Origin of the sequence: Pelagibius sp. (assembly GCF_965249265.1) — a bacterium.
In the GTDB taxonomy this organism is placed as follows: domain Bacteria; phylum Pseudomonadota; class Alphaproteobacteria; order Kiloniellales; family Kiloniellaceae; genus Pelagibius.
Window position 1 is genome coordinate 2,053,467 of the sequence record NZ_OZ252224.1, and the last position, 15,141, is coordinate 2,068,607.

Annotated in this window: 14 protein-coding genes; 3 read left to right on the top strand and 11 right to left on the bottom strand. The window is 63.1% G+C overall.

Features of this window, described 5'->3' with window-relative positions; translation table 11 throughout:
- Positions 1–32: 32 nt before the first annotated feature.
- From ACP146_RS09785 to ACP146_RS09835, 11 genes are all read right to left on the bottom strand, one after another.
- Complete coding sequence (locus tag ACP146_RS09785; RefSeq protein ID WP_422366569.1) at positions 33–902, bottom strand: ABC transporter ATP-binding protein; 870 nt, start codon at positions 900–902, stop codon at positions 33–35.
- Positions 902–1,645 (bottom strand): ABC transporter ATP-binding protein, encoded by a 744-nt coding sequence (locus ACP146_RS09790; RefSeq protein WP_422366570.1) that lies wholly within the window; start codon positions 1,643–1,645, stop codon positions 902–904. Before ACP146_RS09790 ends, ACP146_RS09785 begins: the two co-directional genes overlap by 1 nt.
- Positions 1,642–2,706: a branched-chain amino acid ABC transporter permease gene (locus ACP146_RS09795; RefSeq protein ID WP_422366571.1), complete on the bottom strand. Its 1,065-nt coding sequence runs from the start codon at positions 2,704–2,706 to the stop codon at positions 1,642–1,644. Before ACP146_RS09795 ends, ACP146_RS09790 begins: the two co-directional genes overlap by 4 nt.
- Positions 2,703–3,608, bottom strand: a complete 906-nt coding sequence (locus ACP146_RS09800; RefSeq protein ID WP_422366572.1) for a branched-chain amino acid ABC transporter permease — start codon at positions 3,606–3,608, stop codon at positions 2,703–2,705. Before ACP146_RS09800 ends, ACP146_RS09795 begins: the two co-directional genes overlap by 4 nt.
- 129 nt (positions 3,609–3,737) lie before the next feature.
- Complete coding sequence (locus tag ACP146_RS09805) at positions 3,738–4,997, bottom strand: amino acid ABC transporter substrate-binding protein (protein ID WP_422366573.1); 1,260 nt, start codon at positions 4,995–4,997, stop codon at positions 3,738–3,740.
- A 174-nt stretch (positions 4,998–5,171) separates the two neighbouring features.
- Positions 5,172–5,585 (bottom strand): Na+/H+ antiporter subunit G, encoded by a 414-nt coding sequence (locus ACP146_RS09810; RefSeq protein WP_422366574.1) that lies wholly within the window; start codon positions 5,583–5,585, stop codon positions 5,172–5,174.
- Positions 5,586–5,598: 13 nt separating this feature from the next.
- Positions 5,599–5,868 (bottom strand): K+/H+ antiporter subunit F, encoded by a 270-nt coding sequence (locus tag ACP146_RS09815; protein WP_422366575.1) that lies wholly within the window; start codon positions 5,866–5,868, stop codon positions 5,599–5,601.
- Positions 5,865–6,356: a Na+/H+ antiporter subunit E gene (locus ACP146_RS09820; RefSeq protein ID WP_422366576.1), complete on the bottom strand. Its 492-nt coding sequence runs from the start codon at positions 6,354–6,356 to the stop codon at positions 5,865–5,867. The genes ACP146_RS09815 and ACP146_RS09820 overlap by 4 nt, the downstream gene beginning before the upstream one ends.
- Before the next feature lie 11 nt (positions 6,357–6,367).
- Positions 6,368–7,897, bottom strand: a complete 1,530-nt coding sequence (locus ACP146_RS09825; protein ID WP_422366577.1) for a monovalent cation/H+ antiporter subunit D — start codon at positions 7,895–7,897, stop codon at positions 6,368–6,370.
- Positions 7,894–8,283: a Na+/H+ antiporter subunit C gene (locus tag ACP146_RS09830; protein WP_422366578.1), complete on the bottom strand. Its 390-nt coding sequence runs from the start codon at positions 8,281–8,283 to the stop codon at positions 7,894–7,896. Before ACP146_RS09830 ends, ACP146_RS09825 begins: the two co-directional genes overlap by 4 nt.
- A complete protein-coding gene (locus ACP146_RS09835; RefSeq protein ID WP_422366579.1) occupies positions 8,283–11,174 on the bottom strand; it encodes a monovalent cation/H+ antiporter subunit A in 2,892 nt (963 codons plus the stop codon). The genes ACP146_RS09830 and ACP146_RS09835 overlap by 1 nt, the downstream gene beginning before the upstream one ends.
- A 473-nt stretch (positions 11,175–11,647) precedes the next feature.
- On the opposite strand from ACP146_RS09835, the gene ACP146_RS09840 reads away from it, so the two are divergent.
- The 3 genes from ACP146_RS09840 (at position 11,648) to ACP146_RS09850 (ending at position 15,090) form a co-directional block, all read left to right on the top strand.
- Entirely contained in the window at positions 11,648–12,589 is a 942-nt protein-coding gene (locus ACP146_RS09840; RefSeq protein WP_422366580.1) for a nucleoside hydrolase, read from the top strand.
- Between the two features lie 95 nt (positions 12,590–12,684).
- Positions 12,685–13,932 (top strand): cation:proton antiporter, encoded by a 1,248-nt coding sequence (locus tag ACP146_RS09845; protein WP_422366581.1) that lies wholly within the window; start codon positions 12,685–12,687, stop codon positions 13,930–13,932.
- Between the two features lie 6 nt (positions 13,933–13,938).
- Entirely contained in the window at positions 13,939–15,090 is a 1,152-nt protein-coding gene (locus ACP146_RS09850) for an acetoin utilization protein AcuC (RefSeq protein WP_422366582.1), read from the top strand.
- The last annotated feature ends 51 nt before the right edge of the window (positions 15,091–15,141 follow it).

The window sequence follows — 15,141 nt, forward strand, 5'->3', positions numbered from 1 at the left end:
CGAAACCACAGACTGTTTTACATGACCGAAAGCTAGCCGCCGAGAAAGAGGCGGCCGACCTGGGGGTCTTCCAGCAAGCTGTCTCCCGCGTCGGCCATGGCCAACTGGCCGGAAACCAGCACATAGCCGATATCCGCGAACTCCAGCCCCTTCTTTGCATTCTGCTCGACCATGATGATGGTTTTGCCTTCACCTTTCTGCAGATCATCCAGAATCTCGAAGACCATGTCGATGAAGCGCGGCTCCAGGCCGATGGAAGGCTCGTCGACCAGCAACACCTCCGGCTCCATCACCAGGGCGCGCGAGATTTCGAGCAGACGGCGCTCGCCGCCCGACAGAACCTTGGCCTGATGCCCGCGCCGTTCGGCCAGACGGGGGTATTTGGTGAAGATCTCCTCGGCCTTTTCCCGGGCCTGGGCCGGATGCTCCATCAGATAACCGCCCATCCAGAGATTCTCCTCCACCGTCATGGCGGGAAAGACCGACTTGTCCTGCAGGATGTAGGCGACCCCGGCGGAGCGCAGCTTATCCTTGGGGGAGAGGCGGGTGACCTCTTCTCCGCCGATTTTGATTGAACCGCCGAAGATGTTGGTGAAGCCGAAGATCGAGTGCAGCACCGTCGATTTGCCGGCGCCGTTAGGGCCGATCAGGCAGAGCGACTGGCCCCGGCCGACCTGAAGGTTGAAGTCGTGCAGTATCTCCATCTTGCCGTAACCGGCGCGCAGCCCGTCGATGGAGACAAAGGGTGCATTGTCCGCAAGCGCGGCAATGCGCCCTTCGGGAATGCCCGATCCGGCGAGGGCGGCGGCCTGGCGGTTTACGTCTTCGACAGAAATGACCGTCTCGACACCGCCCTGACCGTAACCGCGGACCGGTTGCTTGCTTTGCTCTTCGCCGCTCATCAATGCGCCCCCAGGTAAGCGTCGATCACCCTTTGGTCATTCTGGATCTCCGCCGGATGGCCCTCCGCCAGCAGTTCGCCGTGGGCCAGGCAGTAGATGTTTTCCGCCAGATTCATGATCACCCGCATGTTGTGCTCGATGACGAAGAGGGTGATGCCGAACTCCTCGTTGGCACGCTTCAGGCGGTCGATCAGGCCGTTGATCAGTGTCGGATTGATTCCGGCCGTGGGTTCGTCGAGCAGGAGCACCTTGGGCTCGTTCATCAGCGCCATGGCGAACTCCAGCAGCTTTTGCTGGCCGAAGGAGAGATCGCCGGAGATAAGCCTTCGCTTGGCGTAGAGGCCGACGAATTCGAGCAGGTGCTCCGCCTTGTCCATCAACTCCGGCTCGAAGGGCGTGAACATGGAGCCCCAGCCGGCCCGCCGGTGGGGCAGGGAAATCAGCATGTTCTGAACACAGTCCATCTTGGAATAGATGCGGGTCTGCTGGAAGGTGCGCAGCAGCCCGAGACGGGCGATCTGCGGCACCCGCAGCCGGGAGATTTCCTGCCCTTCGAAGCGGATCGAACCGTTGTCGATGGGATGATAGCCGACGATGGAATTGAACAGGGTGGTCTTGCCGGAGCCATTGGGCCCGATCAGGCCGGTGATCTTGCCGGCTTCCACTTTCAGCGAGACATCGCGGTTGGCCTGAACGCCGCCGAAGGCCTTGGAGACGCCGGTGACCTCTATCAGGTCGCTCATTCCGCCGCCCTCCTTGCCGCACTGTCATCTGCGGACTCGGGTTCATCGACCCGGATGCCGAAGGCCTCCGGCCACTTTTCCTGCGCCCAGCCGAGCAGGCCTTGTTGGAAGTAAACGACGTTGATGATGATCAGCAGCCCGAGGGCGACCCACTGCCAGCCCAGCAGGTGGGTCCAGGTCACCTCCTTGATCACATGGAAGAGGGTCGCCCCCAGCACCGGGCCCCAGAGCGTGCCCTTGCCGCCAAGCAGGGCCATTAGCACCATAAAGATGCCGAAGGTTACGGTGGGGAAGGCCACTTCGAGCGGTTCGATAAAGCCGCTCATGTTGCCGTAGATGGCGCCGGAAATGCCCAGGAAGAAGGCGGCGATGGACCAGGCGACGATCTTATAGCGCAGGGTATGGATGCCCATGGCTTCGGCCTTGGCTTCGTCGTCGCGGATCGCGTTGATCGCCAGTTTGAAGCGGGTGGCATAGAGCACACGCAAAAAGGCGAAGGTGGCGACGGCGCTGCCGAAGCAGAGAAAGTAGAACAGCAGAGCGCGGTCATCGGGTTCGCCGGGGTAGGTGGGCATGGAGATGCCGCTGCCGCCGCCCAGCCAATCCCAGGCCCCGACGAGTTCACCGGCGGCAATGGCGACGCCCAGAGTACCGATGGCGAAATAGGGTCCGCGCAGGCCGAAGACGATCCAGCCGAAGATCACCGCAAAGAGCGCCGATACAACGGCTGAGGCAAGGATGCCGAGGACCAGTCCGAGGTAGTATTGCCCGGGCGTGAAGTCCACCTTCACCGCGCCGTAGGCCGAAGTGTAGTCGCCGACGTTGTAGAACAGTCCGATCTGAATAACGGCGCAGATGTACATGCCGGCGCCGAAGAAGAAGATGTTGCCCAGCGAGTTGTAACCCATCTGGCCGCCCATGATGTCCCAGGTCAGGGCGAAGAGGATCATCACCCAGAGCACCGCAATCTGGAAGGTGTAGTTGGGGAACAGGAAGGGCGCGACGATACCTGCCAAAAGGATCAGCGCGCAGAGCAGAAGCTGCTTGTTCTTTGCGGTCATTGGACCACCTGCCTCAGGCGGCCCTGCTGGATCTGGCGCCAGACCAGAACCGCGACCAGAAGCCCGACGACGGTCGCCTGTTGAAACTCCGCGCCCATCACAAAGCCGCTGTACTGCTCTGCGACGCCGAGGCCGAGTCCGGCGATGATGACGCCTGGCAGATTGCCGAAGCCTGCAGCCGTAACGATGACGAAGGAGCGGATCGAATGGGTGATGCCATAGAACGGCTGGATCACCCAGATCATGGCGATCAGCACGCCGGCGGCCCCGCAGATGGCGGCGTTCAGCGCGAAGGTGAAGGCATAGACCCGGTCGGTGTCGATGCCCATGATCTTGGCGGCGCGAGGATCTTGCGCCGTCGCACGGATCGCCTGTCCCATGCGGCTGCGCTTCATGAAGACCACGACCGCAATCGCCAATGCCGCCGCCATGACGAAGGAAACAACCTTGATGTCGGACACCGTGAGCTGGTTGTCGAGCGCCGAGCGGATACCGAAGCCGGACTCGGCGATCTTCACCTCCGGTCCGTAGATCAGGTTCAGGCTCTGCTGCACCACGATGGCGATGCCGAAAGTAGCCAGCAGAGAGGTGAAGAGATCACGGTCGATGACCCGGCGGATAACCAGCACATAGACCGCCCAGCCGAAGGCGAACATCACCACGATCGCCACGGGCAGGCCGAGGATCGGGTGAATACCCCATTCACCGAGGCTGTAGGCGATGTAACCGCCCATGATGACAAAATCGCCCTGGGCCAGATTCTTCACGTTCATCACGCCCCAGACCAGCGCCAGGCCATAGGCCGCCAGGGCGAAGATGGCCCCGATGAAGAGGCCGTCGAGCAGCAGCTGGATATTGAAAACCGGCGCCAGGTCGAACAGCAGTGAGAGGTTATCGAGCATAACGGATCAGAGTGTCTCCACGCAGTCAGAGGGCCGCAGCCGCCCCCGATCTCGCGATTCCACGAAGACCGGGGGGTGGTGCGGGTATCGTTGCGGACGCCATGGAAAAGCGTCCCGGACTGCGATCCGTTAAAAGCCTGCCTCGCGCGGGAAGTTCAGGGGATGCGAGGCCCACTTTGAAGGCGCCACGACGTTGTAGCTCCCGCCTTGGATCTGCCGCAGCACCATCGGCTTTGCGATGTTGTTGCCGGCTTCGGAGAACCTGATCGGTCCATAGAAGGTCTGCATGTCGGTGGCGGCGATGGCGTCGCGAACCTTGTCGATCTCGAAGCTGTTCGCCCGCTCGAAAGCGTCTTTCCAGACCATCACCGCGGCGGCGGCCTGTGCCGACTGATAGGGTACCGTCGTATAGCCTTCGAAGTTGGCCTTGAACTCCTCGTGGAACTCTGCGGCGGTGCCGAACATCTCGTCTTCGTAAGACAGGGTTTCGGCCCACTGCGTCGAACAGAGGATGTCGTTGGCCCCGGCGCCGAACTTGTCGGTCACTTTTGCTGCCTCGCAATGGGTCATGGCGATCATCGGGATGTCGATTTTCATCTCGTTGATCTGGCGTACAGCCGTGGCCGCGCCCTTGGAGTGGCCGGAGACGATCAGCAGGTCCGGCTTCAGGGCTTTGGCCTTGGTGAGGGTCGCCGACATGTCGGAGAGGTCGCGCGGCAGCTTGTCGTCGATCACCACCTTCATGCCGTACTTCTTGGCGTCGTCAACCACGCCGGCGCGCACATCGAGCGAGAAGGGGTCGTTCTCGAAAGCCATGGCGATCTTCACGTCGGAAGGCTTCCTGCCTTCTTTCTCGGCCATCTCCGCAGCCAGGTCGATGGCGCTGGCGAGATACTGTTCGGAGGTCGAGAGCACGGCGAAGAGATACTTGTAGCCCTGCGTGAAGAGCGAGCGCGAGGCGCCTTCGGCCTCGACCATTGGGATCTTGTATTTCTCGGTGACCGGTGCGATGGCCTTGGTCAGGCCCGAGGAGTAGGGACCGAGCATGAACTGGACCCCGTCCTGCTTGATCAGGCGTTCGGCCAGTTGTGCGCCGCGGGCGGGTGTTGATTCATCGTCGTAGTAGACGACTTTCAACTTGTAGGACTTGCCGTCGACCTTGACGCCGCCGCCTTCGTTGATTTTTCTGACCGCAAGATCGTAGCCGTTCTGGGCGTGAACGCCGTTTGTTGCGTACTTGCCGGTCAATGAGATGGCGGAGCCCAGAACGATGGTGTCGCCTTCGATCTTGGCCTGGGCGCTGCCGGCGGCCAGCAAGCCGACGGCCGCGCCGGCCATCACCAAACGCGAAAATCCCTGAGCCCTGCCGGGCAGAGTGTTGAATTTCATGTGATTTCCTCCCGTATTCGAAGCCGTTCAGCTTCGTTCTTTTTCTGCCGCTTGAGCGATCAGTTAGAAGAAGATCATATAAGGGTGGTGTTGTGACGCAACCCCGCTTGTTTTGCCCGGCCTGGCGTCTGCCACCCGTCCTGCCATCCGGGGCGGCCGGGCGGTCTCAGCCCTTCAGCGCTGGTTTCGGCGGGGAATTGTCAGGGAGCTTGGCTCGTCATCATCGGAATCGGGCGGCACGTCAAAGCTCGCCCAACCGCACTCCGTGCCGGTCGGCGGCAGGTCGGTTTCGGGGTCCACCTGCCGGTGCAGGAAGGATTTGGCGATGAAATTGGCGGTTATCGGGGCTGTCAGCAGAAGGAAAATGGCGATCAGCAACTCATGGACCGAGAAACTGCCCTGGTGTTTCAGAATGAAGACCGCGGAGGCAACGAGGACTGATCCGACACCCAGGGTGGTGGCTTTGGTCGGGCCGTGCAGGCGGGTCATCAGGTCCGGCAGTTTGGCAAGGCCGTAGGAGCCGACCAATCCGAAGACGCCACCGAAGACGATGAGGCCGGCGACCAGCAGTTCCAGGAAGAGGTCCATAGCCGTCCCGCCGCTATTCGATGATGTCGCCGCGCAGGATGAACCTGCAGTAGGCAACGGTGGATATGAAACCGACCATGGCAAAGAGAAGGGCGGCCTCGAAGTAGACCGTCGTTCCCTTGGCGATGCCGTAGAGGATCAAAACCGCGATCCCGTTGATCACCATGGTGTCCAGCGCCAGAACCCGGTCGGCGACGGTCGGGCCCTTGGCGAGGCGATAAAGGTTGAGCAGCAGCCCTATGGCAAAGCAGCCGAAGGCAAATGCCAGCGCATAGTCAATCACTCGAAAATCTCCTTCAGCCGCGCCTCGTAGCGCGCCTTGATATCAACCACCTGGCCTTGCGGATCATCGGTATCGAGGCAGTGCACCAAAAGGCTCCGCCCGTCAGCCGAGAGGTCCGCGGATACGGTTCCGGGTGTCATCGTGATGGTGCCTGCCAGCGCTGTTATCGCTTCGGGCGAATAGATCTCCAACGGGATGGTGATGAAGTGCGAGCGCATCTGCTTGTTGCTCTTGAACACGACGATATAGGCAACCTGGAGGTTGGCCACGAAGATGTCCCAGAGCACCAGGAAAACATAGGCGGTAATCTTCAAAGGGTGACGGATGCGCGGCCGCCCGGGCCAGAAAGCAGCGGTGGTCAGCGGTACCGTAATGCCGATGATCAGGCCAAGCAGCAGGCCACCCAGCGACAGACTGTTGAGCAGCATGAGCCAGACCAGCACCAGCGTGACGGTCAGGATCGGATGGGGCAGCAGTCTGGCTAACACAGCATGGCTCCCTAATACTGCTCCGCCACGGCTTTCGGGCCGAGGACGGTCTGGATATAGCCGTTCGGAGAATAGAGCTCCGCCGCCGCTGTTTCCAGATAGGCGGTTACCGGACTGGCAAAGAGCGCCAGGCCAATCATGGCGGCCAGCATCATACCGGCCGCCGCGATCGGCAGGGCCGGGCGGGCGGAGGCGACCTGCTTGGGCTCTGGAAGTGATGCGCTTTTCCAGAAGACCACGCTGCCGGCCCGGGCGAAGCCGACGATACTGATCAGCGAGGTTACCAGGATGATGGTCCAAATGGTCGCCATGGAGTTCGCATCACGGGCAGAGTCGAGAATCATGAGTTTGCCCAGGAAACCGGTCATCGGCGGCATTCCGGCCATGGCAATGGCGGCCAGGAAGAACATGGCGGCGAGCAGGCCGGTTTGGGCAAAGCGCGGCGCGGTGGTCAGCCGGCCGCCGGCGCCGCCGCGACGCTCACTGATCTGATCGGCCAGAAGGAACAGAGCTGCCGTCGCGAAGGTCGAATGGATCAGATAAAACAACGCCGCGACCGTGGCCGCGGGGGTGAAGAGCGCAATGGCCGTCAGCAAGGTCCCCATGGAGGCGACTACCGAAAAGCAGACAAGCCGGGCCAATTCTTTGGCGCCAAGGACGCCGACCGAACCGACGATCAGCGTCACCAGGGCCGCCGGCAGCAGCCAGTCGGCCGCCAGCCAGGCGCTGTCGCCTGCATCTTCGCCGAACACCAGGGTGAAGAAGCGCAGGATCGAGTAGGCGCCGACTTTCGTCATGACCGCAAAAAGCGCCGCCACCGGTGCCGGTGCATTGGCATAGGTGCCGGGCAGCCAGAAGTGGATTGGCACCAGGGCGGCCTTCACGGCAAAGACGACAAGCAGCAACAGGCCGCCGACCCGCAGGATCGCCTGATCGCCGGCGGGAACCAGCGGCACTTTCACCGCCAGATCGGCCATGTTCAGCGTCCCCGTGACGCCGTAGATCGTCCCGACGGCGATGAGGAAAAGGGTCGAGCCGGCAAGGTTCACCACGACATACTGCACCCCGGCCTTCATCCTGGCCGCGCCGCCGCCATGCAGCATCAGTCCGTAGGAGGCGATCAGGAGCACCTCGAAGAAAACGAAGAGATTGAAAACGTCGCCGGTCAGGAACGCGCCGTTGATGCCCATGAGCTGAAACTGGAAAAGCGCATGAAAATGGCGGCCCCGGGTATCCCATTCGCTGGTCACCGCATAGATCGCCACGACCACCGCGAGCAGGCTGGTCAGCAGCACCATCAGGGCCGACAGGCGGTCCAGTACCAGAACGATGCCGAAGGGCGCCTGCCAGTTGCCGAGCTCGTAGAGCTGTGCGGGACCAGTGGCGGCCTGGGCGGTCAGCGCGATGGCCACCGCCAGCAGGGCGATCGTGCCGGCCAGCGAGAATACCCGCTGCAGCAGCAGATCGTGGCGCATGGCCAATACGATAAACGGCGCCAGCAGGGCCGGCAGGGCAATCGGCACGATCAGCCAATGGTTCATGCCTGATCTCCCCCGGCGCCGGAACCACCGCTGCCACCCGGACGCTCGCCTTCGGCGGTATCGACCGAGCCAACATCGACCTCATCGGTGCCGGCCTCAAGATAGGCGCGCAATGCCAGCACCACGATGACGGCCGTCATACCGAAAGAGATCACAATCGCCGTCAGCACCAAGGCCTGGGGCAGAGGATCGGTATAGGCCGTTGCGGTGCTGGAAATCACCGGCGGCAGGTTGGTCGTCAGACGACCGGTGGCGAAGAGGAAAATGTTGACCGCATAGGAAAGCAGGGCCAGACCGATGATGACAGGAAAGGTTCTGGCGCGCAGCAGAAGGTACACCCCCGTCGCTGTCATGACGCCCACGCCGCTGGCCACGAGAAGCTCCATCAGCTGCGGCCCTCCGTCTCGCCGGCAGGGCTGCTATCGGCCGCCGGATTGTCCTCGACGCTCTCGTCGTCGGGAACCGGCCGGAAGTCCATAGGCTCGTCGCTCACCGGCTCCTCGGTCCGCCGCGCCAGGCGGGAAAGGTTTGCCAGGGCCAGCATGACCGACCCGATAACGGTCAGGAACACGCCGATATCGAAACCCATGACGGTCGCCAACTCGAACTTCTCAAGGAACGGAAGCTTGAAATAGCCGTAGTCGCTGGTGAGGAAAGGCCGCCCGGCCAGCCAGGCGCCGGCACCCGTGAAGCCGGCGATCAGAACGCCCCAGGCAATCAGTGCATGGTAGTCGATCTTCATGCGCCGCTCCGCCCAGCCGAAGCCGCTGGCCATATACTGCATGACAAAAGCGATGGCGACGACCAAGCCGGCGATGAAGCCGCCGCCGGGTTCGTTGTGGCCACGCAGGAAGATGAAGATGCCGACGACGAGTGCCAGCGGCAGCATCACCCTGGTGGCAACCACCATCATCAGGGGATGGCGGTCTTTGGCGCGTTCCTGATCGGGGATCCACGAATTCAACCGCCTGGCCGCCGGACCGTAGAGAGCGCCGTCGAGCAACGCGAAGATCGCCAAGGCGGCAATGCCCAGCACGATGATTTCGCCAAAGGTATCGAAGCCGCGGAAGTCGACCAGGATAACGTTCACCACGTTGGTGCCGCCGCCTTCAGGTTTGGACTTGGCGAGATGGAAGGTCGAGATGCTGTTGAAGTCCCGCGTCATGATGACATAGATCAGACCGCCGACTCCCAGGCCGCTGGCGCCGGCCAGGACCCCGTCACGCAGGCGCCGCGTCACCGAGCTTTCCCGCGGTGTCTCCTTGGGCAGGAAATTCAGTGCCAGCAGCAACAGGACGATGGTGACGACTTCGACCGAAATCTGCGTGAGCGCGAGGTCCGGGGCCGAGAGATAGATGAAGGCGATGGAGAGAATCAGACCCAACACGCCGACGATCACAAGGGTGAGCAGGCGTTGGCGGTGGAAAAACAGAATGCCGATGCAAGCGCCGACCAGCAACATCCAGCCGAGAATTGGAATCAGCGGTGCCGGCATGGGGGCCCGCAGACCGGCAGCGTGCTCACCGCTGATGAAGGCTGTAGCGCCGACCGCGACGCAGGCCGCGACGAAAAACGCGAGGTATCGGCGCAACGAACCATTGTGCAGCCCGTCGATCACCAGATTGCTGAAAGCCGCAAGCCCGCCGATCAAGGCGTCGAACATGGTTTTGGCTTCGGGACGCGGCAGGGCCAGGCGCAGCTTGTTGAAGACGTCGTGACGCCATAGCAAAAAGGCGCCCCCGGCGACGGCAATGGCGCTCATGCCGAGCGCCGCCGTGAAACCGTGCCAGATGGCCAGATGGAACTCCGGTAGCGGTGCACCGACAACGGCGCCCGCGACCACGGTGACCAGCGGCTGCGCCAGGAAAGGCAGCAGCCCGATTGCGATGACCAGGACGACGAGGAACATCGGCGGCAGGAACATCCCGGCCGGCGGGTCGTGCGGATGCTGCGGATAGTCGTCGCGCTGCGGCCCGAAGAAGACATGGAACACGTAGCGAAACGAATAGGCGACGGAAAAAATCGCGCCCAGCGTTGCCAGGGCCGGCAGAATCCAAGGGTTGCCGGCCCAGGGCGTGTGGGCGGCCTCATGCAGCATCATCTCCTTGGAAAGAAAGCCGTTCAAAAAAGGCAATCCGGCCATGGAGAAGGCGGCAATCGTGGCGATGGTGGTGGTGATCGGCATCAGCGCGGCAAGGCCCCCGAGGCGTCTGGCATCGCGGGTGCCGGTCTCGTGGTCGACGATGCCGGCGGTCATGAAGAGCGCGCACTTGAAGGTCGCATGGTTGAGGATGTGGAACACGCCGGCGATGGCGGCCATGGGGGTCCCGAAGCCGAAGAGCATGGTCACCAGTCCCAGGTGGCTGACGGTGGAATGGGCCAGAAGCCCCTTCAGGTCGTCTTTGAACAGCGCGATCCAGGCGCCGATCGCCATGGTCGCCAGGCCGGTGGTTGCGACGATGTAGAACCAGGCATCGGTCCCGGCCAGCACCGGCCACATGCGCGCCATCAGGAAGATGCCGGCTTTCACCATGGTGGCCGAGTGCAGATAGGCGCTGACCGGGGTCGGCGCCGCCATGGCGTGAGGCAGCCAGAAGTGGAAGGGAAACTGTGCCGACTTGGTGAAACAGCCGCCCAGGATCAACAGCAGGGCCGGCAGGTACCAGGGGGATGCCTGGATTTCCGCGCCGTGCTGCAGGATGACCGTAAGATCATAGGATCCGGCGATGTTGCCGAGGATCAGCATGCCGGCGATCATCGACAGGCCGCCCATGCCGGTGACCGCGAGGGCCATGCGCGCGCCCTGACGGCCCGCCGGCAGGTGCTTCCAATAGCCGATCAGCAGAAACGAACTGAGGCTCGTCAGCTCCCAAAAGACCAACAGCAGCAGGATGTTGTCCGAAAGCACGATCCCCACCATCGCGCCCTGGAACAGCAGCAGGTAGGCATAGAACTGACCCATTGGGTCGTTCTTGGAGAGATAGAAGCGTGCATAGATGATGATGAGCAGGCCGATCGAGAGGATCAGGCCGGCAAAGAAAAAGCCGAGGCCGTCCAGGAAAAACGTGACGTTGAGCCCCAGCCAGGGCAGCCAATCCCACCCGGCCTGCACGACCTCGCCGGCGAAGACGGCGGGCGTCTGGGTGAGCAACAGGATCAGTGCCAGCAGGGTCACCGAACCTGTGGTCAAGGCACAGGCGTTACGGCCCGCCCGGATCAACAGACCGGGCAGCACTGCACCTATGAACGGTAACAGGACGATCCACGCCAACGTCATGCCCGGTTATTCTTTCTGTAGTTTCGTTTTCGTGGAAGGGGCGGGCCGTGCGTCAATGCAAACTAGAATCTTTTCCCAGCTCAGGCTTGATAGACTGAGCCTACTGACGGATCGGCGGCGGTCAAGACAATCCCGCAGCCCGCAATGCTTGCTGGCCCCCCCAAGGCCGTTTTCGACCCGTCGCCCTGGTCTTGGCCCAGCCTTTCCTGTCGGTTTCGTTTAGGTTGGCCGGCGCGTTGATGGCACTCACCGGCCCGACATCATCTTTGTGTCCCGGTTCTTGCTGCCGGATTCGGACAGCGAATCGCAGCGCGCTTCGGACGCCTGTCCGGCGAACGAAGGGTGTCGACCCGACACCCGGAGCGTCAAATCGAAGGCTTGCGGCTGGGCCGCCAATCGGGCATCGCTAAAGGCGGGCAACGCCACGGCGGCGCCATGACCCTTTCACCGCGCAACTGACAGGAGAGGCGCCGATGGCCCCCAGGCCCATTATCATCGATACCGATCCCGGACAGGATGATGCCATTGCCATTCTGCTGGCGCTCGCGTCGCCGGAATTCGACGTTCTGGGCATCACGGTGGTGGCCGGCAATGTGCCCCTGAAGCTGACCGAGATGAATGCCCGCAAGATCTGCGAGCTTGCCGGAAAACCGGAAACGAAGGTTTTTGCCGGCTGCGCCAGGCCGATGATGCGTTCCCTGGTCACGGCGGAGGAGGTGCACGGGAAGACCGGCCTCGATGGACCGGAACTGCCCGATCCCGCCATGGCGCTGCAGGATCAGCACGCGGTGGACTGGCTCGTCGAGACGCTGCGCGCGGCGGCGCCGGGCGGCATCACGCTCTGCACCCTGGGGCCGCTGACGAATGTCGCGGCGGCGCTGGTGAAGGCGCCGGACATCGCCGGCAAGATCGCTGAGATCGTGATGATGGGCGGTGGCTTTTTCGAGGGCGGCAACGTGACGCCGGCGGCCGAATTCAACATCTACGTCGATCCCCACGCGGCCCATGTGGTTCTCAGCTCCGGTGTCAAGATCACGATGCATCCGCTTGATGTGACCCACAAAGCGCTGATGACGCGAACCTGGATCGATTCGCTGAAGGCGCTGGGCAACAGGACCGGTGCGGCCGCGGCGGCGATGCTCGATTTCTACGAACGCTTCGATATGGAAAAGTACGGCGAAGACGGCGGGCCGCTGCACGATCCCTGCGTCATGGCCTTTCTGCTGCAGCCGGACCTGTTTCAGGGAAAGGACTGCAATGTGCAGGTCGAAACCGGATCGGAACTGACAATGGGTATGACGGTGGTCGATTGGTGGGGTGTTTCCGGTAGGCCGGCGAACTGTCACGTGATCAATCAGATCGACGCGGCCGGGTTCTACAGTCTCATTCACGACCGCCTCGCCAGGCTGCCGTAACGCTGATCCGGGCAGACTGCGCGAATGCCCTGATGATATCCCGGGTACGCCGACGGCGGCCCGCATACGCCGATGACGAACGACAACGGTGAGTCATGCTTCTGGTCCTTGGCCAGTTACTCTGTCTGCTGGTGATTGCCCGGCTCTGCGGGGTCGGGGCTGAACGCTTCGGGCAGGCCGCCCCGGTGGGCGAATTGGTTGCCGGTGTCCTGATCGCCGTGGCCGCTTCGCTCATTGGACCCGCGCTCGGCCCCGCCAACGGCCTCCTCCAGGGCCTGCGTGAGGCGCCGCACATCGCCGACATCGGCGCGATGGCGATCTTTTTTCTGGTGTTGCGGGCCGGTGTGGACATGGAACCACGAGAAGTCTTCGCCGCTTCCGGCGGCGCCTTCGCGGTGGCGCTGGGTGGTGTCATCCTGCCGATGGCGCTCGGTTTCGCCCTGGCCTGGTGGTTCATCCCGGCCTCAGAACTGAAGGTGGCGCAGGCCATGGTGGTCGGCGTTGCCATGTCGGTAACGGCCATCCCGGCGACCGCGCGGGTGTTCGAAGAACTGGGTCTGCTGCACAGCCGCCTGGGGTCCACCGTCCTCGCCGCCGCCCTGATCGACGATGTTTTCGGGCTGATCCTCCTGGCCGGCGTCACCACCTATGCCGCGACCGGCGGCGATGCCGATCTCGGCAACCTTGCCTGGCTCGCCGCCAAGGCCGGTCTGTTCTTCGTGATAACCGGGCTGCTTGGCGCTCATGTCTACCCGCATGTCAGCGAGCGGCTGCGCGAGGAAAAGATCGTGGCGCTGGATCTCAGCGCGCTGGTCGCCATTGCGCTCGCCTATGCGTTCCTGGCGGAGCTTCTGGGGCTGCACTGGATCATGGGCGCCTTCATGGCGGGGCTGTTTCTGGAGCCGACGCGGATCGGACGGCGCGCCTTTGACGATATGAAGCTGATCCTTGCCGCCATCACCAGCGGCGTACTGGGCCCGCTGTTTTTTGTGTCCATCGGCATGCAGGTCGATCTCTCCGCCGTCTATGAGGCGCCGGTGTTGGCGGCCTTGGTCGTTCTCGCCGCCTTCTTCGGCAAGTTGGCGGGTGCCGGTTTCCCCGCCTTGTGGATCGGGTTCGATCGACGGCACGCCTCTGCCGTCGGCGTCGGCATGAGCGCCAGGGGGGCGGTCGAGCTGATCATCCTCGGCGTCGTGGCGGAGGCGGGTATCCTCGCAACAGGCCATCATGGTGCGGAGTCCGGTGTGGTGGAGAATTTGTTTTCCCTGCTGGTGGTGATGGCCGTCGTTACGACTTTCGTCGCGCCGCTCGTTTTGCGCTGGTTGTTGAAGCCGGATGACTGACGCCCCATGACTGAAGCGCGGGACAGCAGGCCGCCGCGGTTCATCGGCAGCGAGATTTATCGTCGCTCGACCTATGGCGGGCGTCACCCCCTGGCGATCCCCCGGGTTTCGACCTGCATCGATCTTTGCCGGGCGCTCGGTTGGTTGCCCGACAGTGTTTACATCGACAGTCCCCTGGCGACCACCGAGCAACTGGCCCGCTTTCACGACCCGGCCTATATCGCTGCGGTCCGAAAGGCCGAACGCGAGCAGCGCCTGACGGCCGAGGAGCAGGAGCGCTTCAACCTCGGCCGCAACGGCAATCCGATTTATCCGGAAGTCTTCCGCCGCCCGGCGACGGCCTGTGGCGCTTCCATCCTGGCCGGCAGGCTTCTGGCCGAGCCGGGGGTGATTCACAGTCCGGCCGGCGGCACCCATCATGGCCGGCGCGGCCAGGCCAGTGGCTTTTGCTATTTCAACGACCCGGTCTTGGCGATCCTGGCATTGCTCGACGGCGGGCTTTCGCGCGTGGCCTATCTCGACGTCGATGCCCATCACGGCGACGGCGTACAGGCGGCCTTTGACGACGACCCGCGGGTTCTCACCATATCGATCCACGAGGATATGCGTTGGCCGATGGCGGCTTCCACCAACTCTGCCGAGAGTCCGGGCAGCGTCGGCGACCGCGGTGGCGGGCAGGCGCGCAACCTGCCGGTCCCGGCGGGCTTCAACGACAACGAGCTGGCTTTCCTGATGGAAGCAGCCGTCCTGCCGATGCTCGAAGACTTCGCGCCTCAGGCCCTGGTGTTGCAATGCGGCGCCGACGGTTTGGAAGAGGACCCTTTGAGCAAGCTCGCTCTTTCGAACACGGCGCTCTGGCGGGTCGTGGCACAGGTGCGCAGTCTTGCCCCCCGGTTTCTGGTGTTGGGGGGTGGGGGCTACAACCCCTGGTCCGTCGGCCGCGCCTGGGCCGGCGTCTGGGCGACGCTCAACGGCTTTGCAATACCCGAACGCCTGCCGCCGGCGGCGGAAGCGATCCTGCGCGCGCTGGAATGGCGTCACAGCAAAGGCCGCAATCCGCCGGCGGCCTGGTTCACCACCCTGGCTGACCCGCCACGCTATGGACCGCTGCGCCCGGCGGTGAGGGATCTCGCAGCCCAGGTGATGGCGGTGTGGTGAGCAGCGCCAGTCGCCGCTTTATTGCCCTTGTGTGCCAAAGCCGGGGTGGCT